This window comes from Streptomyces sp. NBC_01485 (genome assembly GCF_036227125.1).
Classification (GTDB): Bacteria; Actinomycetota; Actinomycetes; order Streptomycetales; family Streptomycetaceae; genus Streptomyces.
Genome location: NZ_CP109435.1, coordinates 924,773 through 940,309, shown reverse-complemented (window position 1 = coordinate 940,309; position 15,537 = coordinate 924,773). Strand labels below are relative to the sequence as shown.

Genomic DNA, 15,537 nt, shown 5'->3' with positions numbered 1-15,537 from the left:
CTGCTGCCGCTGTCGGCCAGCCGCGATGGGCCGCCCTTCTTCTGATTGCTGGGCGGTTTTCAGGGGCTGTGGCCGCCTCGTCGTGTGTAGTGGTTGACGCGGGTTCGGCGTTGTCTTCTGCGGTGCCATGCCGACCAGTGCAGGATGTGGTCGATCGGGTGGGGCGGCGGTTGGCGAGGCGGGTGGTCGGGCGTCTGATCTCGGCAAGGCTGAGGTGGACAAGCGGGGAGGATCCGTTTCTGCTTTCTCCGTATCCAGTTCTCCGCTCACATTCCCTGCGCCGGGTGGCTGACGGGCCGCCAGGGCCCACCGCAGCGAATGGCGCCGATGTGCGCGGGAGGGAGCGCACGTCATGATCCTTCCGATGGTGCGTGACCCTCGCTTCGTGACGAGCCGCCGTGGTGGGACTCTCACGGATGCGGATCACCGTCTCCTGGCTCTATGGGCTGCCGCCTGTGCGGAGCACGTTCTTGGCCTCTTCGAGTCGGCCCAGCCCGGGGACCCGAGACCGCGCCAGGCGATCGAGCATGCCCGGGCGTGGGTGCGTGGCGAGGTCAAGATGATGCAGGCGCGCGCGGCGGGCGGCCATGCGATGGGGGCAGCCAGGGACCTGCGCGGGGCAGCACGGCATGCCGCGTACGCCGCCGGCCAGGCCGGAGCCGTCGCCCACGTCGCCGCGCACGAGCTCGGCGCGGCCGCCTACGCGATCAAGGCCGCACGTGCGGCAGCGCCGGAAGGCGAGAGCGAGACCGCTGGACGACGCGAGTGCCAGTGGCAGCGCGATCAGCTCCCGGACGCGATTCGCGAACTCGTAATTGATGACCAGCGGCTGCGCAACGACATCTGCTGGTCGGTGTTCGACTGCTGAAACCGAACCGTGCACGGCCCCTCATGGTTGACCAATCGGTCAGAGTTCCCCGCCCTCCTGCGCGGCGCAGGATGTGGCCGATGGAGGCACCACGCTGATCACGGAGAGTAGGTAGCTCCTGGGTCGGGTTGCCTGGAGCGCGACGAAATCTCCAGGCAACCGACTTCGGGTTCTAGAAGAACCCAAGTTTCTTCGGGCTGTAGGAACAAAGAATGTTCTTGGTCTGCTGGTAGTGCTCCAGCATCATCTTGTGCGTCTCGCGCCCGATCCCGGACTGCTTGTAGCCGCCGAAGGCGGCGTGTGCCGGGTACGCGTGGTAGCAGTTCGTCCAGACACGGCCCGCCTGGATCGCCCGCCCCGCGCGGTACGCCGTGTTGATGTCCCGTGTCCACACCCCAGCCCCGAGACCGTACGACGTGTCGTTGGCGATCTTGATGGCGTCATCGAAGTCGTCGAACGAGGCCACCGAGACGACCGGACCGAAGATCTCCTCCTGGAAGATCCGCATACGGTTGTCACCCTCGAAGATCGTCGGCCGGACGTAGTAACCGCCCTTCAACTCGCCGTCGTACTCGGCACGTTCGCCACCCGTGAGGATCTTGGCGCCCTCCTTCCGGCCGATGTCGATGTAGGAGAGGATCTTCGCGAGCTGCTCGCCGGACGCCTGCGCGCCGATCATCGTTTCCGTGTCGAGGGGGTGGCCGGGCTTGATGAGCTCGGTGCGGGCGACGGCCGCCTCGAGGAACTCGCCGTAGTTGCCGCGCTGGATCAGACCGCGCGACGGGCAGGTGCACACCTCGCCCTGGTTCAGTGCGAACATGGTGAAGCCCTCGAGGGCCTTGTCGCGCAGCTCGTCGTCCTTGTCCCACACGTCGTCGAAGAAGAGGTTCGGCGACTTGCCGCCCAGTTCGAGGGTGACCGGCTTCAGGTTCTCCGCGGCGTACTGCATGATCAGCCGCCCGGTCGCCGTCTCGCCGGTGAACGCCACCTTCGCCACCCGCGGACTGGACGCCAGCGGCTTGCCCGCCTCCTCGCCGAAGCCGTTGACGATGTTCAGCACACCCGGCGGCAGCAGGTCCGAGACCAGGCTCATCCAGTAGTGCAGCGAGACCGGGGTCTGCTCGGCGGGCTTGATGACCACCGTGTTGCCCGCGGCGAGGGCCGGCGCGAGCTTCCAAGTGGCCATCAGGATCGGGAAGTTCCACGGGATGATCTGCGCGACGACACCGAGCGGCTCGTGGAAGTGGTACGCCACCGTGTCGTCGTCGATCTCGCTGAGCGAACCCTCCTGGGCGCGGACCGCGCCGGCGAAGTAACGGAAGTGGTCGATGGCCAGCGGGATGTCCGCCGCCAGCGTCTCGCGGACCGGCTTGCCGTTCTCCCAGCTCTCCGCGACGGCGAGGGGCTCCAGGTACGCCTCCATGCGGTCGGCGATCTTCAGCAGGATGTCGGAGCGCTCGGTCGCCGAGGTGCGGCCCCAACTCGGCGCGGCCGCGTGCGCCGCGTCCAGCGCCCGCTCCACGTCCTCCGCCGTGCCGCGCGCCACCTCGGTGAACGTCTCCCCGTTCACCGGCGACCGGTTCTCGAAGTACCGCCCCTGAGCCGGGGGCACGTACTCGCCGCCGATGAAGTGGTCGTAGCGCGTCTGGTAGGAGACGATCGCGCCCTCGGTTCCGGGCGCCGCGTAACGGGTCATCCTGTTCTGCCTCCCTCAGCAGCACTGCCCGCCATTGGACAGCTCTCCGCGAAACGCTAGGCAACCGGACGTTGCAGTCACGTTGCGGTGCTGGTCGGGGGATGTGACCCTCTCCGGGTCGGCAGGTTCGTCGTGCTGCTCCGGCCATGGGCGCGTTCCGGTGCCAACGGTCTATCGGGGTCTTCGAAGTTGAGCGGCGCACCCTTCGACGTGCCGCAGAGACCAGGGGCTTCCCCGTAGAAACGTGACACTTCTGCTCCGGAGTGTCACATTCTCGCGCCACGTCCACCCCCGTCCCCGAACGCCCACCGCCACCCGCGCACCGCTCAACCTCGAAGACCCCCTATGGGGAGGGGCTATGCGTGGGGCCACCCGGCCGGTGCCGTCAGTTCCGTTTCCAGTGAGGTGAGGCGTGCTCGTATCGCGGCCGTCGGCTGGGCTGCCGCGAGCGCTCGCCACACGTCGAGGTCGTCCTCGCCCCACGGCGCGTGCGCCCAGTCCGCCAGCAGGTCCGGGTCGCCGCAGGCGATCAGCGCGGCGCGCAGGCCGTCGGCGAGACGGCGCCGGAGCAGCACCACGGCCGGTGCCTGAGACGCCGGCAACGGCGGCCCGGCGTACGCGGTCACGGCCGCCGTGACCGCGCCGGCCGCCAGCCGCCGTTCGACGACCGCCACGTCCGACTCGAAGGAAACGGTGAGCCGGTAGGGGCGCGAGACCAGCAGCCCGGGGCCGAGTACCCCGCGCAGCCGGGCGAGTTCGGCCCGCAGCGTCACCGGCGTCACCGACTCGTCCCTGTACAGCGCGCACAGCAACTCGTCGCCCGTCAGGCCCTCGGGGTGACGGGCCAGTAACACCAGTATCTCGCTGTGCCGACGGCTCAGCCTGATCGCCCGGCCGCCGACGACCAGACGTGCCTCGTCCCGGCCCAGCACCGTCAGCCGAGGCGTCTCGGCGGCAGGCTGCGCGGGGGCGAGCAGCGCCAGATGGGCCTCGGCCGCCCGTGCGACCGCCTGTACGAAGCCCAGGCTGTGCGGATGCGCCAGTCCGTCCCCGCCCGTGATGTCGACGGCACCCAGCACCTGACCGGTCCGCGGATCGTGCACGGGGGCTGCCGCGCACGTCCACGGCTGCACCCGACGTATGAAGTGCTCGGCCGCGAACACCTGCACCGGCCGGTCCAGGGCGACCGCCGTGCCCGGCGCGTTCGTGCCGACCGCGCTCTCCGCCCAGTGCGCACCCGGCACGAAGTTCATCCGCCCCGCCTGCCGCCGTGTTGCCGCGTGGCCCTCGACCCACAGCAGCCTGCCGCGCGCGTCGCACACCGCCAGCAGATGCTCCCCGTCGGCGGCGAACGTGCCCATCAGCTCGCGGATCAGCGGCATCACCCGCGCCAGCGGATGCTCGGACCGGTAAACGCCGAGCTCGCCGTCGGTCAATTCCACGCTCGCAGTGCCGTCGGGACCGACGCCGGCCCGCGCGGAACGCCGCCACGAGTCGGCCACGACGGCACGCACCGGCCGCGGCACGGTGCCCGCCTCCGTGAACGTCTCGTGCGCCCGTCGCAGGATCCGTACCCGCTCGGCAGGGTCGGCTCCTGGTTCCAGGGCCACCCATGGATCGGTCAACTCGTCCTCCCGGAAGGCGATACGGCTCGGTACGGCTGGGGACATCGTCACGCCGGGTGCGCGGACCGACAACCATTTGGACGGCGGTGCCCCGACAGCCGGCCATCCCCTTTCGGTCCGCCACCGGCCAGGCGAAGTCGACGAGCCGCAGGTAACGGCTCCCCGTCCCAGTTCCCCGCGTGCCCGGCGACGTCGGACTCGGGCACGCACTGCGCCACATGACGCCGTGTAGTTGGCAGGGGTCGCGGGCCGCCACTCGGCGAGCGGATAGTCGACGGTTCGGATCCCCTCTCACGTGTCGATGCGTCAGCCGTCACGACCTCGACGGTTGCACCCCGCACGCACTACGTTACGGCGCAGGCCGGTCCGGCAGGAGGGCATGCCGGGGTTCGGTGGACGAGTAGGGGAATGTGGATAACTCGCTCACCCGAACGGGGAGTTCCGGCTCGATCAGGCTGTGCGGGGTGGCCGTTCAGGCGCGTTCCGCCACCGCCGCCGGATCGTCCAGCACGGCCCGCACCACCGAATGCGCGGCCCCGAGCAACGGCCCCTCGGGACCCAGCCGAGAGACGGACACAGGGCAGGCCGGGCCCGCCGTACGCCGGGAGAGTTCGGACTCGAGAGACGGCAGCAGCCACGGCGCGAGCCCGGCCAGGGCGCCACCGAGCACCACGCCCTCGGGGTCCAGCAGATTGAGCGCCCCGGTCAGGGCGATACCGAGGGCCGTTCCCGCCTCGTGCAGAGCGCGCCGTACGTCCGGATCGCCGTCCGCGGCGCGTCCCGCGAGGAGTCCGACGCGGTCCTCGCCCGGCTCCAGCCCGGCCGCTCGCAGTACCGCCTCCTCACCGGCGTACTGCTCCAGACATCCGCGTCCGCCGCACACGCACTCCGGCCCGTCGGGGTGGACCGGCACATGGCCCAGCTCGCCCGCGAAGCCGCGGGTGCCGCGCAGCAGGCTGCCGTCCACGACCAGCGCGGCGCCGATGCCGATCTCGGCAGACACGTGCAGGAAGTCCCCCGGGGTGTCCGCGCCGAGCCAGAGTTCCGCCAGTCCGCCGAAGTTGGCCTCGTTGTCGACGGTCAGCGGGAACTCCCCGGGCAGCAGCGCGCCGAGGTCGACGTCCTGCCAGTCGAGGTTCGGCGCGCGGACGACCGTACGGGCGTCCCGGGCGACCAGACCGGGGACGGCCACGGCGAGCCCGGCCGGCCACAGCCCCTCGCGCTCCGCCTCGGCGACGACCTGGCGCACGAGCCCGGTCAGCTCCTCGACCACCGGCCCGGGGGAGCGGCCCCGGTTCGTGCCGTGCCGCACGGCACGCGCGCGTACCTCGCCGCGCAGGTCGACGGCGCAGGCCGCGAGGTGGTCGACGCCGATCTCGGCGCCTATCCCGGCCGGGCCGCGCCCGCTGACCGCGAGCGCCGAACCGGGCCGGCCCACCCGGCCGGGCCGCTCGGGGCCCAGCTCCTCGAGCAGGCCGGTGCGTATGAGTTCGTCGACGAGGGTCGACACCGCTGCCCGGGTCAGGCCGATACGTGAGGCGACCGCCGCCCGCGAGAGCGGTCCCTCGGCGCTGACGGCGTGCATCACCCGGGCCAGGTTGCGGCGGCGCATGCCCTGCTGGGTGTCGGGCAGCGCACGCCCCGGGCCGGTCGGCCGGGCCTCGTGCAGCGGTGCGGTCATGCCTCCGTCGATTCGTCGATGCTCAGTGGGCGTCCGTGCTCCGTTCGAGCAGCGGGGCCGCGTCGGAGAGTACCCCGGCGATCCTGGTCAGCGTCCTGTCGTCCCGCTCGACGGCGTCGAGCACGGGACCCCGCGTGGTGTTCCAGCGGCGGGCGACGGCGGCCGGGTCCTCCCCGGTCAGCAGGCCCGCCGCCTGTGCCGCGGCGCCCAGCGCGACGAGTTCCTTGGCCTCGGGCACCTGCACCGGCCGCCCGGACAGCCGGCGCACGGTCTGCTGCCAGGCCGTGCCCCGGGCGCCGCCGCCGATCAGCAGCAGCGGAGCCGAGCGGTCCGCGTCCTCGTCGAGGACCAGGTCGAGTGCGCCGAGCAGCGAGTGCACGGCACCGTCGTAGGCGGCCTGCAGCAGCTGACCGGCGGTCGTGTCGTGGCGCAGGCCGTGCAGCAGGCCCGAGGCGTTCGGCAGGTTCGGGGTGCGCTCGCCGTCCAGGTAGGGCAGGAGCGTCAGCTCCGTGGTGGGCTCCACGGCCTCGCGGTCCAGACCCAGCAGGGCGGCGATGCGGTCGACGGCGAGCGTGCAGTTCAGGGTGCAGGCCAGCGGCAGCCAGTCGCCATGGGCGTCGGCGAAGCCGGCCACGGTGCCGGTGGGGTCGGTGGGGCGGCGCTTCGCCACCGCGTACACCGTCCCCGAAGTGCCGAGGCTCAGCACGGGCGTGCCGGGGCGCAGCCCGAGCCCCAGTGCTGCCGCGGCGTTGTCACCGGTGCCGGGGGCGACCAGGGTGCCCTTGGCGAACGGCAGGTCATGGCTGTCGCGCACGGTGCCCGCCACTTCCCCGGGCCGCACCACACGGGGCAGCAGCGCGGGGTCGAGCCCGACGTGGGCGAGGATCTCCTCGTCGTACGTCTCCGTCCCGGACGCCCACCAGCCGGTGCCGGAGACGTCGCCGCGGTCGGTGGTGCCCTCGCCCGTGAGGCGCTCGGTGAGGTAGTCGTGGGGCAGACGCACGGCCTTCGTGGCGCGCAGGGCCTCCGGCTCGTGCTCGGCCAGCCACGCCCACTTCGTGACGGTGAAGGACGCGGCCGGGACGGACCCGGTGCGCTCGGCCCAGAACTTCGCGCCGCCCAGTTCCTCGGTCAGCCGACGGGCCTGCGGAGCCGAACGCACGTCGTTCCACAGCAGCGCCGGGCGCACCGGCTCCCCGCGCTCGTCCAGCGTGACGAGCCCGTGCTGCTGCCCACCGATCGATACCGCGGCGGCCTCGCGCGCCGCGTCACCGCACTGGTGCAACGCCTCACGCAGGGCGTCCCACCACTGGCGCGGGTCGCTCTCGCGGCCGGCCCCGGAGGACACGGTGTGCGGCGCCTGGCCGCTCGCGACGACCTCGCCGGTGGCCGCGTCGACGACCAGCGCCTTGGTGGACTGGGTGGACGTGTCCACGCCGACGACGAGCGGACCCTCGGCTGCTGACATCGGGTTCTCCCTCAAGTTTTTCCGCGGCTCTGCGGGATCTGTCTTCCCAGAGATGCGTTCGCATACTAATTTGTAAACGGCCATGACGAAATAGTTCGCCACCGCCCGCACAACAGTCTGCAAAGCAAGGAGCCGCGGCATGAGCTACCAGCCCACCCCCGATGACAGGTTCACCTTCGGCCTGTGGACCGTCGGCTGGCAGGGAAGGGACCCGTTCGGCGACGCCACGCGGCGTGCCCTGGACCCGGTCGAGACGGTGCAGCGCCTGGCCGAGCTGGGCGCCTACGGCGTGACCTTCCACGATGACGACCTGATCCCCTTCGGGTCCTCCGACAGCGAGCGCGAGTCGCACATCAAGCGCTTCCGCCAGGCCCTGGACACCACCGGCATGACCGTGCCGATGGCCACCACCAACCTCTTCACGCACCCCGTCTTCAAGGACGGCGCTTTCACCGCGAACGACCGCGACGTGCGCCGTTACGCCCTGCGCAAGACGATCCGCAACATCGACCTGGCCGTCGAGCTCGGCGCGAAGATCTACGTCGCCTGGGGCGGGCGCGAGGGCGCGGAGTCCGGCGCCGCCAAGGACGTACGCGTGGCCCTCGACCGCATGAAGGAGGCCTTCGACCTCCTCGGCGAGTACGTGACCTCCCAGGGCTACGACCTGAAGTTCGCCATCGAGCCCAAGCCGAACGAGCCGCGCGGCGACATCCTGCTGCCCACCGTCGGCCACGCCCTGGCCTTCATCGAGCGCCTGGAGCGCCCGGAGCTGTACGGCGTGAACCCCGAGGTCGGCCACGAGCAGATGGCCGGGCTGAACTTCCCGCACGGCATCGCGCAGGCGCTGTGGGCGGGCAAGCTCTTCCATATCGACCTCAACGGTCAGTCCGGCATCAAGTACGACCAGGACCTGCGCTTCGGCGCCGGCGACCTGCGCTCCGCCTTCTGGCTGGTCGACCTGCTGGAGAGCGCCGGCTACGCGGGTCCGAAGCACTTCGACTTCAAGCCGCCGCGCACCGAGGACCTCGACGGTGTGTGGGCGTCGGCCGCGGGCTGCATGCGCAACTACCTCATCCTCAAGGAGCGTGCGGCCGCGTTCCGGGGCGACCCGGAGGTCCAGGAGGCCCTGCGCGCCTCCCGCCTGGACGAGCTCGCCCAGGCCACCGCCGCCGACGGCCTGCAGAGCCTGCTCGCCGACCGCACCGCGTTCGAGGACTTCGACGCCGAGGCGGCCGCCGCCCGCGGTATGGCCTTCGAGCAGCTCGACCAGCTCGCCATGGACCACCTGCTGGGCGCCCGGGGCTGAAGCCGCACGCGCGTGTGCACCGATGAGCGTGCACACGCGCGTTGCACACGCGCGTTGCACACGCGCGTTGCACACGCGCGTTGCACACGCGCGTTGCACACGCGCGTTGCACACGCGCGTTGCACACACGCGGTGCACACACGCGTGCCGCCGAACGGTCGATGTTCGCGCGGTCTCCGTACGGAGTACGCCGGAATGATGCGGTCCATGACATGGGTCCGTATCAACTTCCCTGCGAGGGTCGCGCTGTGGGCGTTCCGCCGCGACGCTGGACCGTATGGCCATGCCGCCCGTACCGCCCCACCCGCCCGGACCGCCGGGTGACACGCCGCCTCCGGGCGGCTTCGGACCGCCCCACACCGGCTTCGGACCCGATGACGGGACGGGAGGGGGCGGCTGGTCGCCGCCTCCGCCCCCGCAGCCGCCAGGCGGCTCCGGAAGGCGCAGGAACCCTCTCTACGTCGTCCTCGCGCTGCTCGTCGTCGCCGGAGCCGTCCTCGCCGTCGTGCTGATGGCCTCCGGAGACGGCGATTCACCGGACGGCGAGCCGACCGCCGGGAGCAGCACCGGAAGCGGCTCCACCCCGGCCCCGTCCTTCAGCCTTCCGGTGGAACTGCCCAGCGGCCTGCCGACCGAGCTGCCGTCCCAGTTCCCCACTGAGCTGCCGACCGAGATCCCGACCGAGATTCCGAGCGGCCTCGAGTCACTGCTGCCGTCCTTGAGCGAGCTGCTGCCCTAGCCGGTACGCGCGCGTGGGCACCACCACAGCCACGCGCGCGTGCCCGCGGCACCGTGTCCCTCAAACGTCCCGCGGCAGCCGTACGTACGTGACCGTCGTCTCGATCAGAGTTGGGCACGCGCCGAACGCCGCACGACCCCAGGGTGAACACGGGGCGGCGGCAGCCCGACAGGCCGACGCCCCGTGCCACGGAAAGCGAACTCGCGTCTAAGGAAGCGTTTCCTCGCCCTCGGGTCGGGCAACGGCCAGTGCCGTCGCCGGGTCGTGGGCCGCGTCCCCGGCCGGCATCCAACGGTCACCCTCCTTGCGGTACGGCCACCAGCGACCATCCCGCCCCAACCGCAGTTGGCAGCCCGCTCCGACGACCGTCCAGCGGTTCCCCCGCGCCCGCAGCACCGGCCGCTCGTCCTCCTCCCAGGCCGCGTCCAGCGCGGCACGCGCGCGTGCGAGCGCCCCGCCCGCCACGGTCCACTCCTCCTCGCACACCGACAGGGAGGCCGCTCCTCCGTGTCGCCAGGCACGTGCGGCCGACGCCAGTTGCTCCCGGCCGCGCCCCGACCCGGCGGCGAGTCGGCCGGCGACGGCCGTGGCGGGTCCATCCGCTGCCTGAGGGCCTTCGAGAACGCCTGCCGCCAGCCGTGCCGCGTCCTGGCCGACCGTCAACTCCCGGCCGACCGTCAACTCGGCCATGGGCGCTCGCCGTCCGGACCACTCGTGGAGCGCCTCCGCGAGCAGCAGGTGCGCCATGGCGGCCGTTCGGGCGGCCAGGATCTCCAGAGCTGCCGGATCCACTCCGGGCGGGGGAGGGGCCTCCGCGTCCAACGAGGGCGGAACACCTGGTTCCTCCGGGAGTCCGGGCGCGGCGGGCAACGGAGGCAGGATGCTCCCGGCCGCGTACGCCTCCGCCGCGTCCACGCCTTCGGCCCGGGGCGGTTCCGATCCGGCCTCAGGGGCGGTGGCACGCGCCTGGAGGTCGTCCAGCAGGGTCTGTTCGGCGCGTCCCCGAAGCAGCAGCAGGACGAACGGATCCTGGTCGAGCAGACTCGCCACCTGGTAGCAGACCGCCGCCGTGTGACCACAGTGGTCCCAGGCACCGCAGTCGCACTCCGCCTCCAGGTCTCCGAGACCGGGCAACAGGTCGATGCCGGCCGTCTCGGCGTCCTCGACCAGATGCGGCGGCATCTCGCGGTCGAGCAGCGCGGCGACGTGTCCGGCCCGCTCGACCGCCAGGTCCAGGAAACGGTCCCACTGCGCGTCCGAAAGCCGCTCGAGCAGCACGTCGGCCCGGTGCGGCGTGCGATCGAGGTCCTCGACGACGGCCGTGATGCGCCCCGGCCGCACCGACACCGTGCCCACGGCGCCCGCGCGCGCGAGCCGGCGGCCCGACCGCACCTGCTCCCTGTCCAGCGCTCCGTCCTCCAGCGCTGCCAGCCACGCCCGGCCCCACCACGTCAGCGCGAACCCCTTCCCGCGCGCGGGAGGCAACGCGCCAAAGGTTCGTTCCTGACGTTCCTCGACGCTGTCGTAGTCGTACCGGTTCATCGCGTGCCCCCTCGCAGCTCCACCAGGTCGGCCAACTCGGCGTCCGTCAGCTCCGTGAGCGCCGCCTCGCCGCCCCCGAGAACGGCGTCGGCGAGGTCTCGTTTGCGGCGCAGCATGTCCGCGATGCGATCCTCGATCGTGCCTTCGGCGATCAGCCGGTGCACCTGCACGGGCCGGGTCTGGCCGATGCGGTACGCGCGGTCGGTGGCCTGCGCCTCGACGGCCGGGTTCCACCAGCGGTCGTAGTGCACGACGTGCTCCGCGCGCGTGAGGTTGAGGCCGGTGCCGGCCGCCCTGAGCGACAGCAGGAACACGGGCACCTCACCGTCCTGGAAGCGCCGGACCATGGCCTCGCGCCCGGCGACGGGCGTGCCGCCGTGCAGGAACTGCGTGGGCACCCCACGCACAGCCAGATGCTGTTCCAGGAGACGCGCCAAGCGCACGTACTGCGTGAAGATCAGCACGCTCGCCCCCTCGGCGAGGAGGGCGTCGAGCAGCTCGTCCAGAAGCTCCAGTTTCCCGGAGCGCCCGGCGGTCTCCGGCCGTTCCTCCTTGAGGTACTGCGCCGGATGGTTGCAGATCTGTTTGAGGCCGGTCAGGAGCTTCACGATCAGCCCGCGCCGCGCCATGTCGTCCGCCTCGGCGATCGCCGCGAGCGTCTCGCGCACCACGGCCTCGTACAGGCCCGCCTGCTCCTTGGTGAGGGACACGGGGTGATCGGTCTCGGTCTTGGGCGGCAGTTCGGGGGCAATCCCCGGGTCCGACTTGCGGCGGCGGAGCAGGAACGGTCCCGCAAGCCGCGCGAGCCGCTCCGCCGCGGCCGGATCCCCGCCGCCTTCGATGGCGCGCGCGTACCGCCTGCGGAAGGCGCCGAGCGAGCCCAGCAGGCCCGGCGTCGTCCAGTCGAGGATCGCCCACAGCTCCGACAGGTTGTTCTCCACCGGGGTACCGGTGAGCGCCACACGCGCGCGTGCGCCGACGGTGCGCAGCGCCCGCGCGGTCGCCGAGTACGGGTTCTTCACGTGCTGCGCCTCGTCCGCCACGACCAGGCCCCACGGCGCCTCGCGGAGCCGGCCCGGGTCGAGCCGCAGCGTGCCATAGGTGGTGAGCACGAACTCCCCGTCGGCCAGCGCGTCCAGGTCACGACGCGGCCCGTGGAAGCGGCGCACCGGGGTGCCCGGCGCGAACCGCTCGACCTCCCGCTGCCAGTTGCCCATCAGAGACGTCGGACAGACCACGAGAGTCGGACCGGCCGCCGAGGCGTCCGTCTGGCGGTGCAGGTGCAGGGCGATCAGCGTGACGGTCTTGCCGAGCCCCATGTCGTCCGCCAGGCAACAGCCCAGCCCCAGGGACGTGGTCCGGGCCAGCCAGTCCAAGCCGCGCCGCTGGTAGTCGCGCAGCGTGGCGTCGAGCGCGGCAGGCTGCTCCACCGGCTCCTGCTCCTCGGGCCGCGTCAGCCGCTCCCGCAGGCCCGCCAGCCACCCGGTGGGCCGCACGTCGACCCTGCGGCCGTTCACCTCCGCGGAGCCCGTCAGAGCGGCGCCCAGCGCGTCCACGGGTGTCATCTTGCGGTCCTGCTGAGCACGCGCACGGCGCAGTTCTCGTGGGTCGATCAGGACCCACTGGTCGCGCAGCCGCACCAGCGGCCGGTTGGACTCGGCCAGACGATCCAGCTCCTCGCGCGTGAGCTGCCGGTCGCCCAACCCGAACCACCAGGTGAACGTCAGGAGCGCGTCCGCGGACAGGAACGACGGCGTGTCCGAGCCGGTGCGGTCCGGTCCCGTTCCCTCCTCCGGCGGCCCCACGACCGCGCGGGCGGTCAGGGTGCGGGCCAGCTCCCTCGGCCAGTGCACCTCGACCCCCGCACTCGCGAGCGCTCGCGAACCCTCGCCCAGCAGCTCGGTGACCTCCTCGTCCAGGAGATCGACGGCGTCCGGGACGGTCGCCGACAACAGGGGGGTGAGCGCGGGCCAGGCCCGGGCCGCACGGCGCAGGGCGAGCAGCGCGTCCATCCGCGCGCGCGGGCCGAACGCCCCGCGCGCGGCACCGGAGTCTCCCCAGATCTCGGCGGCGTCCGCGAGGAGCGCGGGATCGCTCACACTGTGCACCTGCGGGACGGCCCGGAACCGTGGCTCCGTTCGGCCGCCCGGAGAGCCGGTGCTCCTGACGGCATCGGGGCCGTGGACGTCCGCCCCGTACCCATCGGGCCCTGACACGTCGTCGATCCCCGACACCTCGATCCGCAGCGAGATCCGTACGCCGGCGTCGTGGCCCGCGGCGACGTCGGTCGCCCACGCGCGCAGCTCGGGGACGTGCCGGGGCTGCGGTACCGCGTAGGCCGGCCCGCCCGTCACGAGGGGCGCTGCGGGGGTGCGGGGGAGGGTGTCCGCGACGGCGTCCAGGAAGGCGCGCAGCAGTCGTTCGGAGGCGGGGAGCCGCAGGGGCAGCGTTTCGTCCACCGGTACGGCGTGCGCCTCGGGCGGCATCGAGGCGGCCAGGCGGCGCACCTGCTCGACGTCCTCCGGACTCAGGGGGCCGATCCGCCAGGCGTCGTGGTCTTGCGGGGACAGGCCGGGCAACAGCAGTCCACGTGCCACGCAGTGCAGGGCCAGCAGGGCGGCCGCATCCCAGAAAGCGGCGGCCCGGTGCGCGTCGGGCGTGACGCGCGCGTGTGCGAGCACGGGCAGGGCGTCCCGCACGGGCAGCAGCACGGCGGGCACGCGCGCGAGTGCCACACCGGCGCCGGCAGGCAGGACGACGGGCAGATCCTGCACGGCCCTCGACACGACGACGGGAGGTGCGTCCCCGTCGGGGCGCCAGAAGGCGACGCTGCCGGTACGGGCCGGGCTGCCGGGCACGAACACGGCGCAGCAACGGGCCAGTTCGGAGATCTCGGGCAAAGCTTCCACGGGAACCCTCTGTACGGCGATGAGCCTACTCCTCAAATTTGACTACTGGGGGGCGGAGTCGCCGAGGGTACAGCACTCTGGCGGGGAACGCGCGCCGTCATCGGATCCGGTTGTCTGCGAACCTGGGGCGGTGGCCTCGGGGGCGTCTCAGGGGCGTCTCGGGGGTGTACCTCAGGGAGGTCTCAGGGTCGCGTCCGGAACCGCGGGCGGCGCGGACCCGTTTTCATGGCAGAGAGCGGCAGTGGCCGCGAAGGAGGCGACGCACATGTCGAGGAACGCGAAGATCGCCGCAGGAGGTGTGGCGGTTGGGCTCCTCTTGCTGATCTGGCTGCCCTGGTGGGCGGCGCTGTTGATCATGCTGGGAGTTCCGGCGGCGGCCTACCTCACCCTGGATCCCGCACAACGGCGCAGGCTGCGCCGTGTCACACGCAAAGAGCTCGGCCGCTGAGTGACGGGGACCGCGCCGCGGTCCCCGTCGTCCGGCACACCCAGCCGTTGGGCGCATCCAAGCCGTCGGGCACGCGGACGTCACGTGACCTGAAGGCTCCATACCGCCCGAGAGAGGAGCCAGAGAGGAGCCATACCGCCCCGGGAGGTCAGAGAGGTCGTACGGCCATCTTGTCGAGCGCCTCCAGGAGGCCGGGCAGTTCGGGTCCACGGCCGACGGGCACCACCTCGCCGGGTTGTTCGTCGAGCAGCACGAAGGCGATGTCGTCGGTCCTGGCCACCAGCGACCAGCCCGGGCCGTCGGCGCGCAGGGTGCGCGCGTCACCGGGAGCGAACGAAGAGCGCACGCGGCCGAGGGGAGGCGGGGTATCCACGTAGGCGCGCACCTCGGCCAGGACACGCCGGATACCGCTGTTTCCCTTCGGTGCGTCCTTCTCGGACCTGCCCGACCTGTCCGCCCCCTCGGACCTGTCGGCCGTGTCGGCTTCATCGGCCCGGTCGGCTCCGTGGGCCACTTCGGTCACGTCGGCCTTGTCGGACCCGCCGGCCTCGTCGGCCCCTTCGGCTCGGTCTCCCACCTCGGTGCCCGAGTCCGCCCCGGTGCCGTCCCGCGGAGGTGCGAACTCGGTGTCGTCGATCTGCTCGCGCCACAGGGCCCACCGGAGCGCGATCTCGTCGGCCCCGAGCCGTCGCTGGGCCGGACCCCAGGTAGCCGTGTCCGGAGGGGACAGCGCAGGGCTGTCCGCGATCTCGGGGGCGGGGTCGTGCGGCGCGGGTACGCCCGGAGCCGCGACGGCGACCGCCAGCGGCCAGCCGGGCAGCGCGGCGACGACCGTCCGCTCGCTGGGCGACAGGTCGTACTCCATGCCGCAGTCCCACGACGCGATGGCGACGGCCACCAGTGACACGTCGTCGATGACGACGGTCCACCGCGCGCCCTGGCCGTCCTGCCCCAGCACCAGCCCGTACCCGTCGGCGAGCGGCGGGAGGCCGAGCGTCGCACAGGCCTCCGGGTAGTCGTCGCCCAGCGCGCTCGGGAACTTCGCCGGCGTCAGCAGCACCGCCGTGAGCACATAGAGCGCGTCGTCCCCGTCGGCGACGGCGTCCTCGTCCGTCCCGGCCATCCCAGCCTCCCCATCGGTTTGTCCATCGGCGCGCACCCTAGTGCGGCGGGAAGGCGCTTGTCACGACTCCCCGACACCCGGAGCTGCAGCTTTCCGGCCGGACGGGGCGAATCGACCACTTCCGACCATGGG

Annotated in this window: 11 protein-coding genes; 4 read left to right on the top strand and 7 right to left on the bottom strand. The window is 72.3% G+C overall.

The window, feature by feature from the left end; translation table 11 throughout:
• Positions 1–352: 352 nt before the first annotated feature.
• On the top strand, positions 353–868 hold the full coding sequence (locus OG352_RS03860; protein ID WP_329214322.1) for a putative immunity protein: 516 nt from the start codon (positions 353–355) through the stop codon (positions 866–868).
• A gap of 172 nt (positions 869–1,040) precedes the next feature.
• On the opposite strand, the gene exaC is transcribed toward OG352_RS03860, so the two are convergent.
• The 4 genes from exaC to xylB form a co-directional block, all read right to left on the bottom strand.
• Positions 1,041–2,564 (bottom strand): acetaldehyde dehydrogenase ExaC, encoded by a 1,524-nt coding sequence (gene exaC, locus OG352_RS03855; protein ID WP_329214320.1) that lies wholly within the window; start codon positions 2,562–2,564, stop codon positions 1,041–1,043.
• A gap of 356 nt (positions 2,565–2,920) precedes the next feature.
• Complete coding sequence (locus OG352_RS03850; RefSeq protein ID WP_329223701.1) at positions 2,921–4,189, bottom strand: GAF domain-containing protein; 1,269 nt, start codon at positions 4,187–4,189, stop codon at positions 2,921–2,923.
• A gap of 472 nt (positions 4,190–4,661) precedes the next feature.
• Positions 4,662–5,870 carry an ROK family transcriptional regulator gene (locus OG352_RS03845; protein WP_329214318.1) on the bottom strand — a complete coding sequence of 403 codons (1,209 nt, stop codon included), beginning with the start codon at positions 5,868–5,870 and terminating at the stop codon, positions 4,662–4,664.
• A gap of 22 nt (positions 5,871–5,892) precedes the next feature.
• Entirely contained in the window at positions 5,893–7,338 is a 1,446-nt protein-coding gene (gene xylB, locus OG352_RS03840) for a xylulokinase (RefSeq protein WP_329214316.1), read from the bottom strand.
• Between the two features lie 139 nt (positions 7,339–7,477).
• Here xylB and xylA point away from each other — a divergent pair, with 139 nt between their 5' ends.
• Both xylA and OG352_RS03830 read left to right on the top strand, forming a co-directional pair.
• Positions 7,478–8,644 carry a xylose isomerase gene (xylA, locus tag OG352_RS03835; protein WP_329214314.1) on the top strand — a complete coding sequence of 389 codons (1,167 nt, stop codon included), beginning with the start codon at positions 7,478–7,480 and terminating at the stop codon, positions 8,642–8,644.
• A 277-nt stretch (positions 8,645–8,921) separates the two neighbouring features.
• Complete coding sequence (locus tag OG352_RS03830) at positions 8,922–9,383, top strand: hypothetical protein (RefSeq protein WP_329214312.1); 462 nt, start codon at positions 8,922–8,924, stop codon at positions 9,381–9,383.
• A gap of 207 nt (positions 9,384–9,590) precedes the next feature.
• On the opposite strand, the gene OG352_RS03825 is transcribed toward OG352_RS03830, so the two are convergent.
• Both OG352_RS03825 and OG352_RS03820 read right to left on the bottom strand, forming a co-directional pair.
• Positions 9,591–10,925, bottom strand: a complete 1,335-nt coding sequence (locus tag OG352_RS03825; protein WP_329214310.1) for an SWF or SNF family helicase — start codon at positions 10,923–10,925, stop codon at positions 9,591–9,593.
• Positions 10,922–13,834, bottom strand: a complete 2,913-nt coding sequence (locus OG352_RS03820; RefSeq protein ID WP_329214308.1) for a DEAD/DEAH box helicase — start codon at positions 13,832–13,834, stop codon at positions 10,922–10,924. The genes OG352_RS03825 and OG352_RS03820 overlap by 4 nt, the downstream gene beginning before the upstream one ends.
• Positions 13,835–14,099: 265 nt before the next feature.
• Between OG352_RS03820 and OG352_RS03815 the strand changes: the two genes are divergently transcribed.
• Entirely contained in the window at positions 14,100–14,282 is a 183-nt protein-coding gene (locus OG352_RS03815; protein ID WP_329214306.1) for a hypothetical protein, read from the top strand.
• Positions 14,283–14,430: 148 nt separating this feature from the next.
• Here OG352_RS03815 and OG352_RS03810 read toward each other — a convergent pair whose 3' ends face one another.
• Positions 14,431–15,405, bottom strand: a complete 975-nt coding sequence (locus tag OG352_RS03810) for a hypothetical protein (RefSeq protein WP_329214304.1) — start codon at positions 15,403–15,405, stop codon at positions 14,431–14,433.
• Positions 15,406–15,537: the final 132 nt, after the last annotated feature.

Excerpts from the sequence above, each read along its gene's own strand:
- OG352_RS03860 (WP_329214322.1), top strand. The coding sequence starts at position 353 with ATGATCCTTCCGATGGTGCGTGACCCTCGCTTCGTGACGAGCCGCCGT.
- OG352_RS03825 (WP_329214310.1), bottom strand. The coding sequence starts at position 10,925 with ATGAACCGGTACGACTACGACAGCGTCGAGGAACGTCAGGAACGAACC.
- exaC (WP_329214320.1), bottom strand. The coding sequence starts at position 2,564 with ATGACCCGTTACGCGGCGCCCGGAACCGAGGGCGCGATCGTCTCCTAC.
- OG352_RS03815 (WP_329214306.1), top strand. The coding sequence starts at position 14,100 with ATGTCGAGGAACGCGAAGATCGCCGCAGGAGGTGTGGCGGTTGGGCTC.
- OG352_RS03845 (WP_329214318.1), bottom strand. The coding sequence starts at position 5,870 with ATGACCGCACCGCTGCACGAGGCCCGGCCGACCGGCCCGGGGCGTGCG.
- xylA (WP_329214314.1), top strand. The coding sequence starts at position 7,478 with ATGAGCTACCAGCCCACCCCCGATGACAGGTTCACCTTCGGCCTGTGG.
- OG352_RS03830 (WP_329214312.1), top strand. The coding sequence starts at position 8,922 with ATGGCCATGCCGCCCGTACCGCCCCACCCGCCCGGACCGCCGGGTGAC.
- xylB (WP_329214316.1), bottom strand. The coding sequence starts at position 7,338 with ATGTCAGCAGCCGAGGGTCCGCTCGTCGTCGGCGTGGACACGTCCACC.
- OG352_RS03810 (WP_329214304.1), bottom strand. The coding sequence starts at position 15,405 with ATGGCCGGGACGGACGAGGACGCCGTCGCCGACGGGGACGACGCGCTC.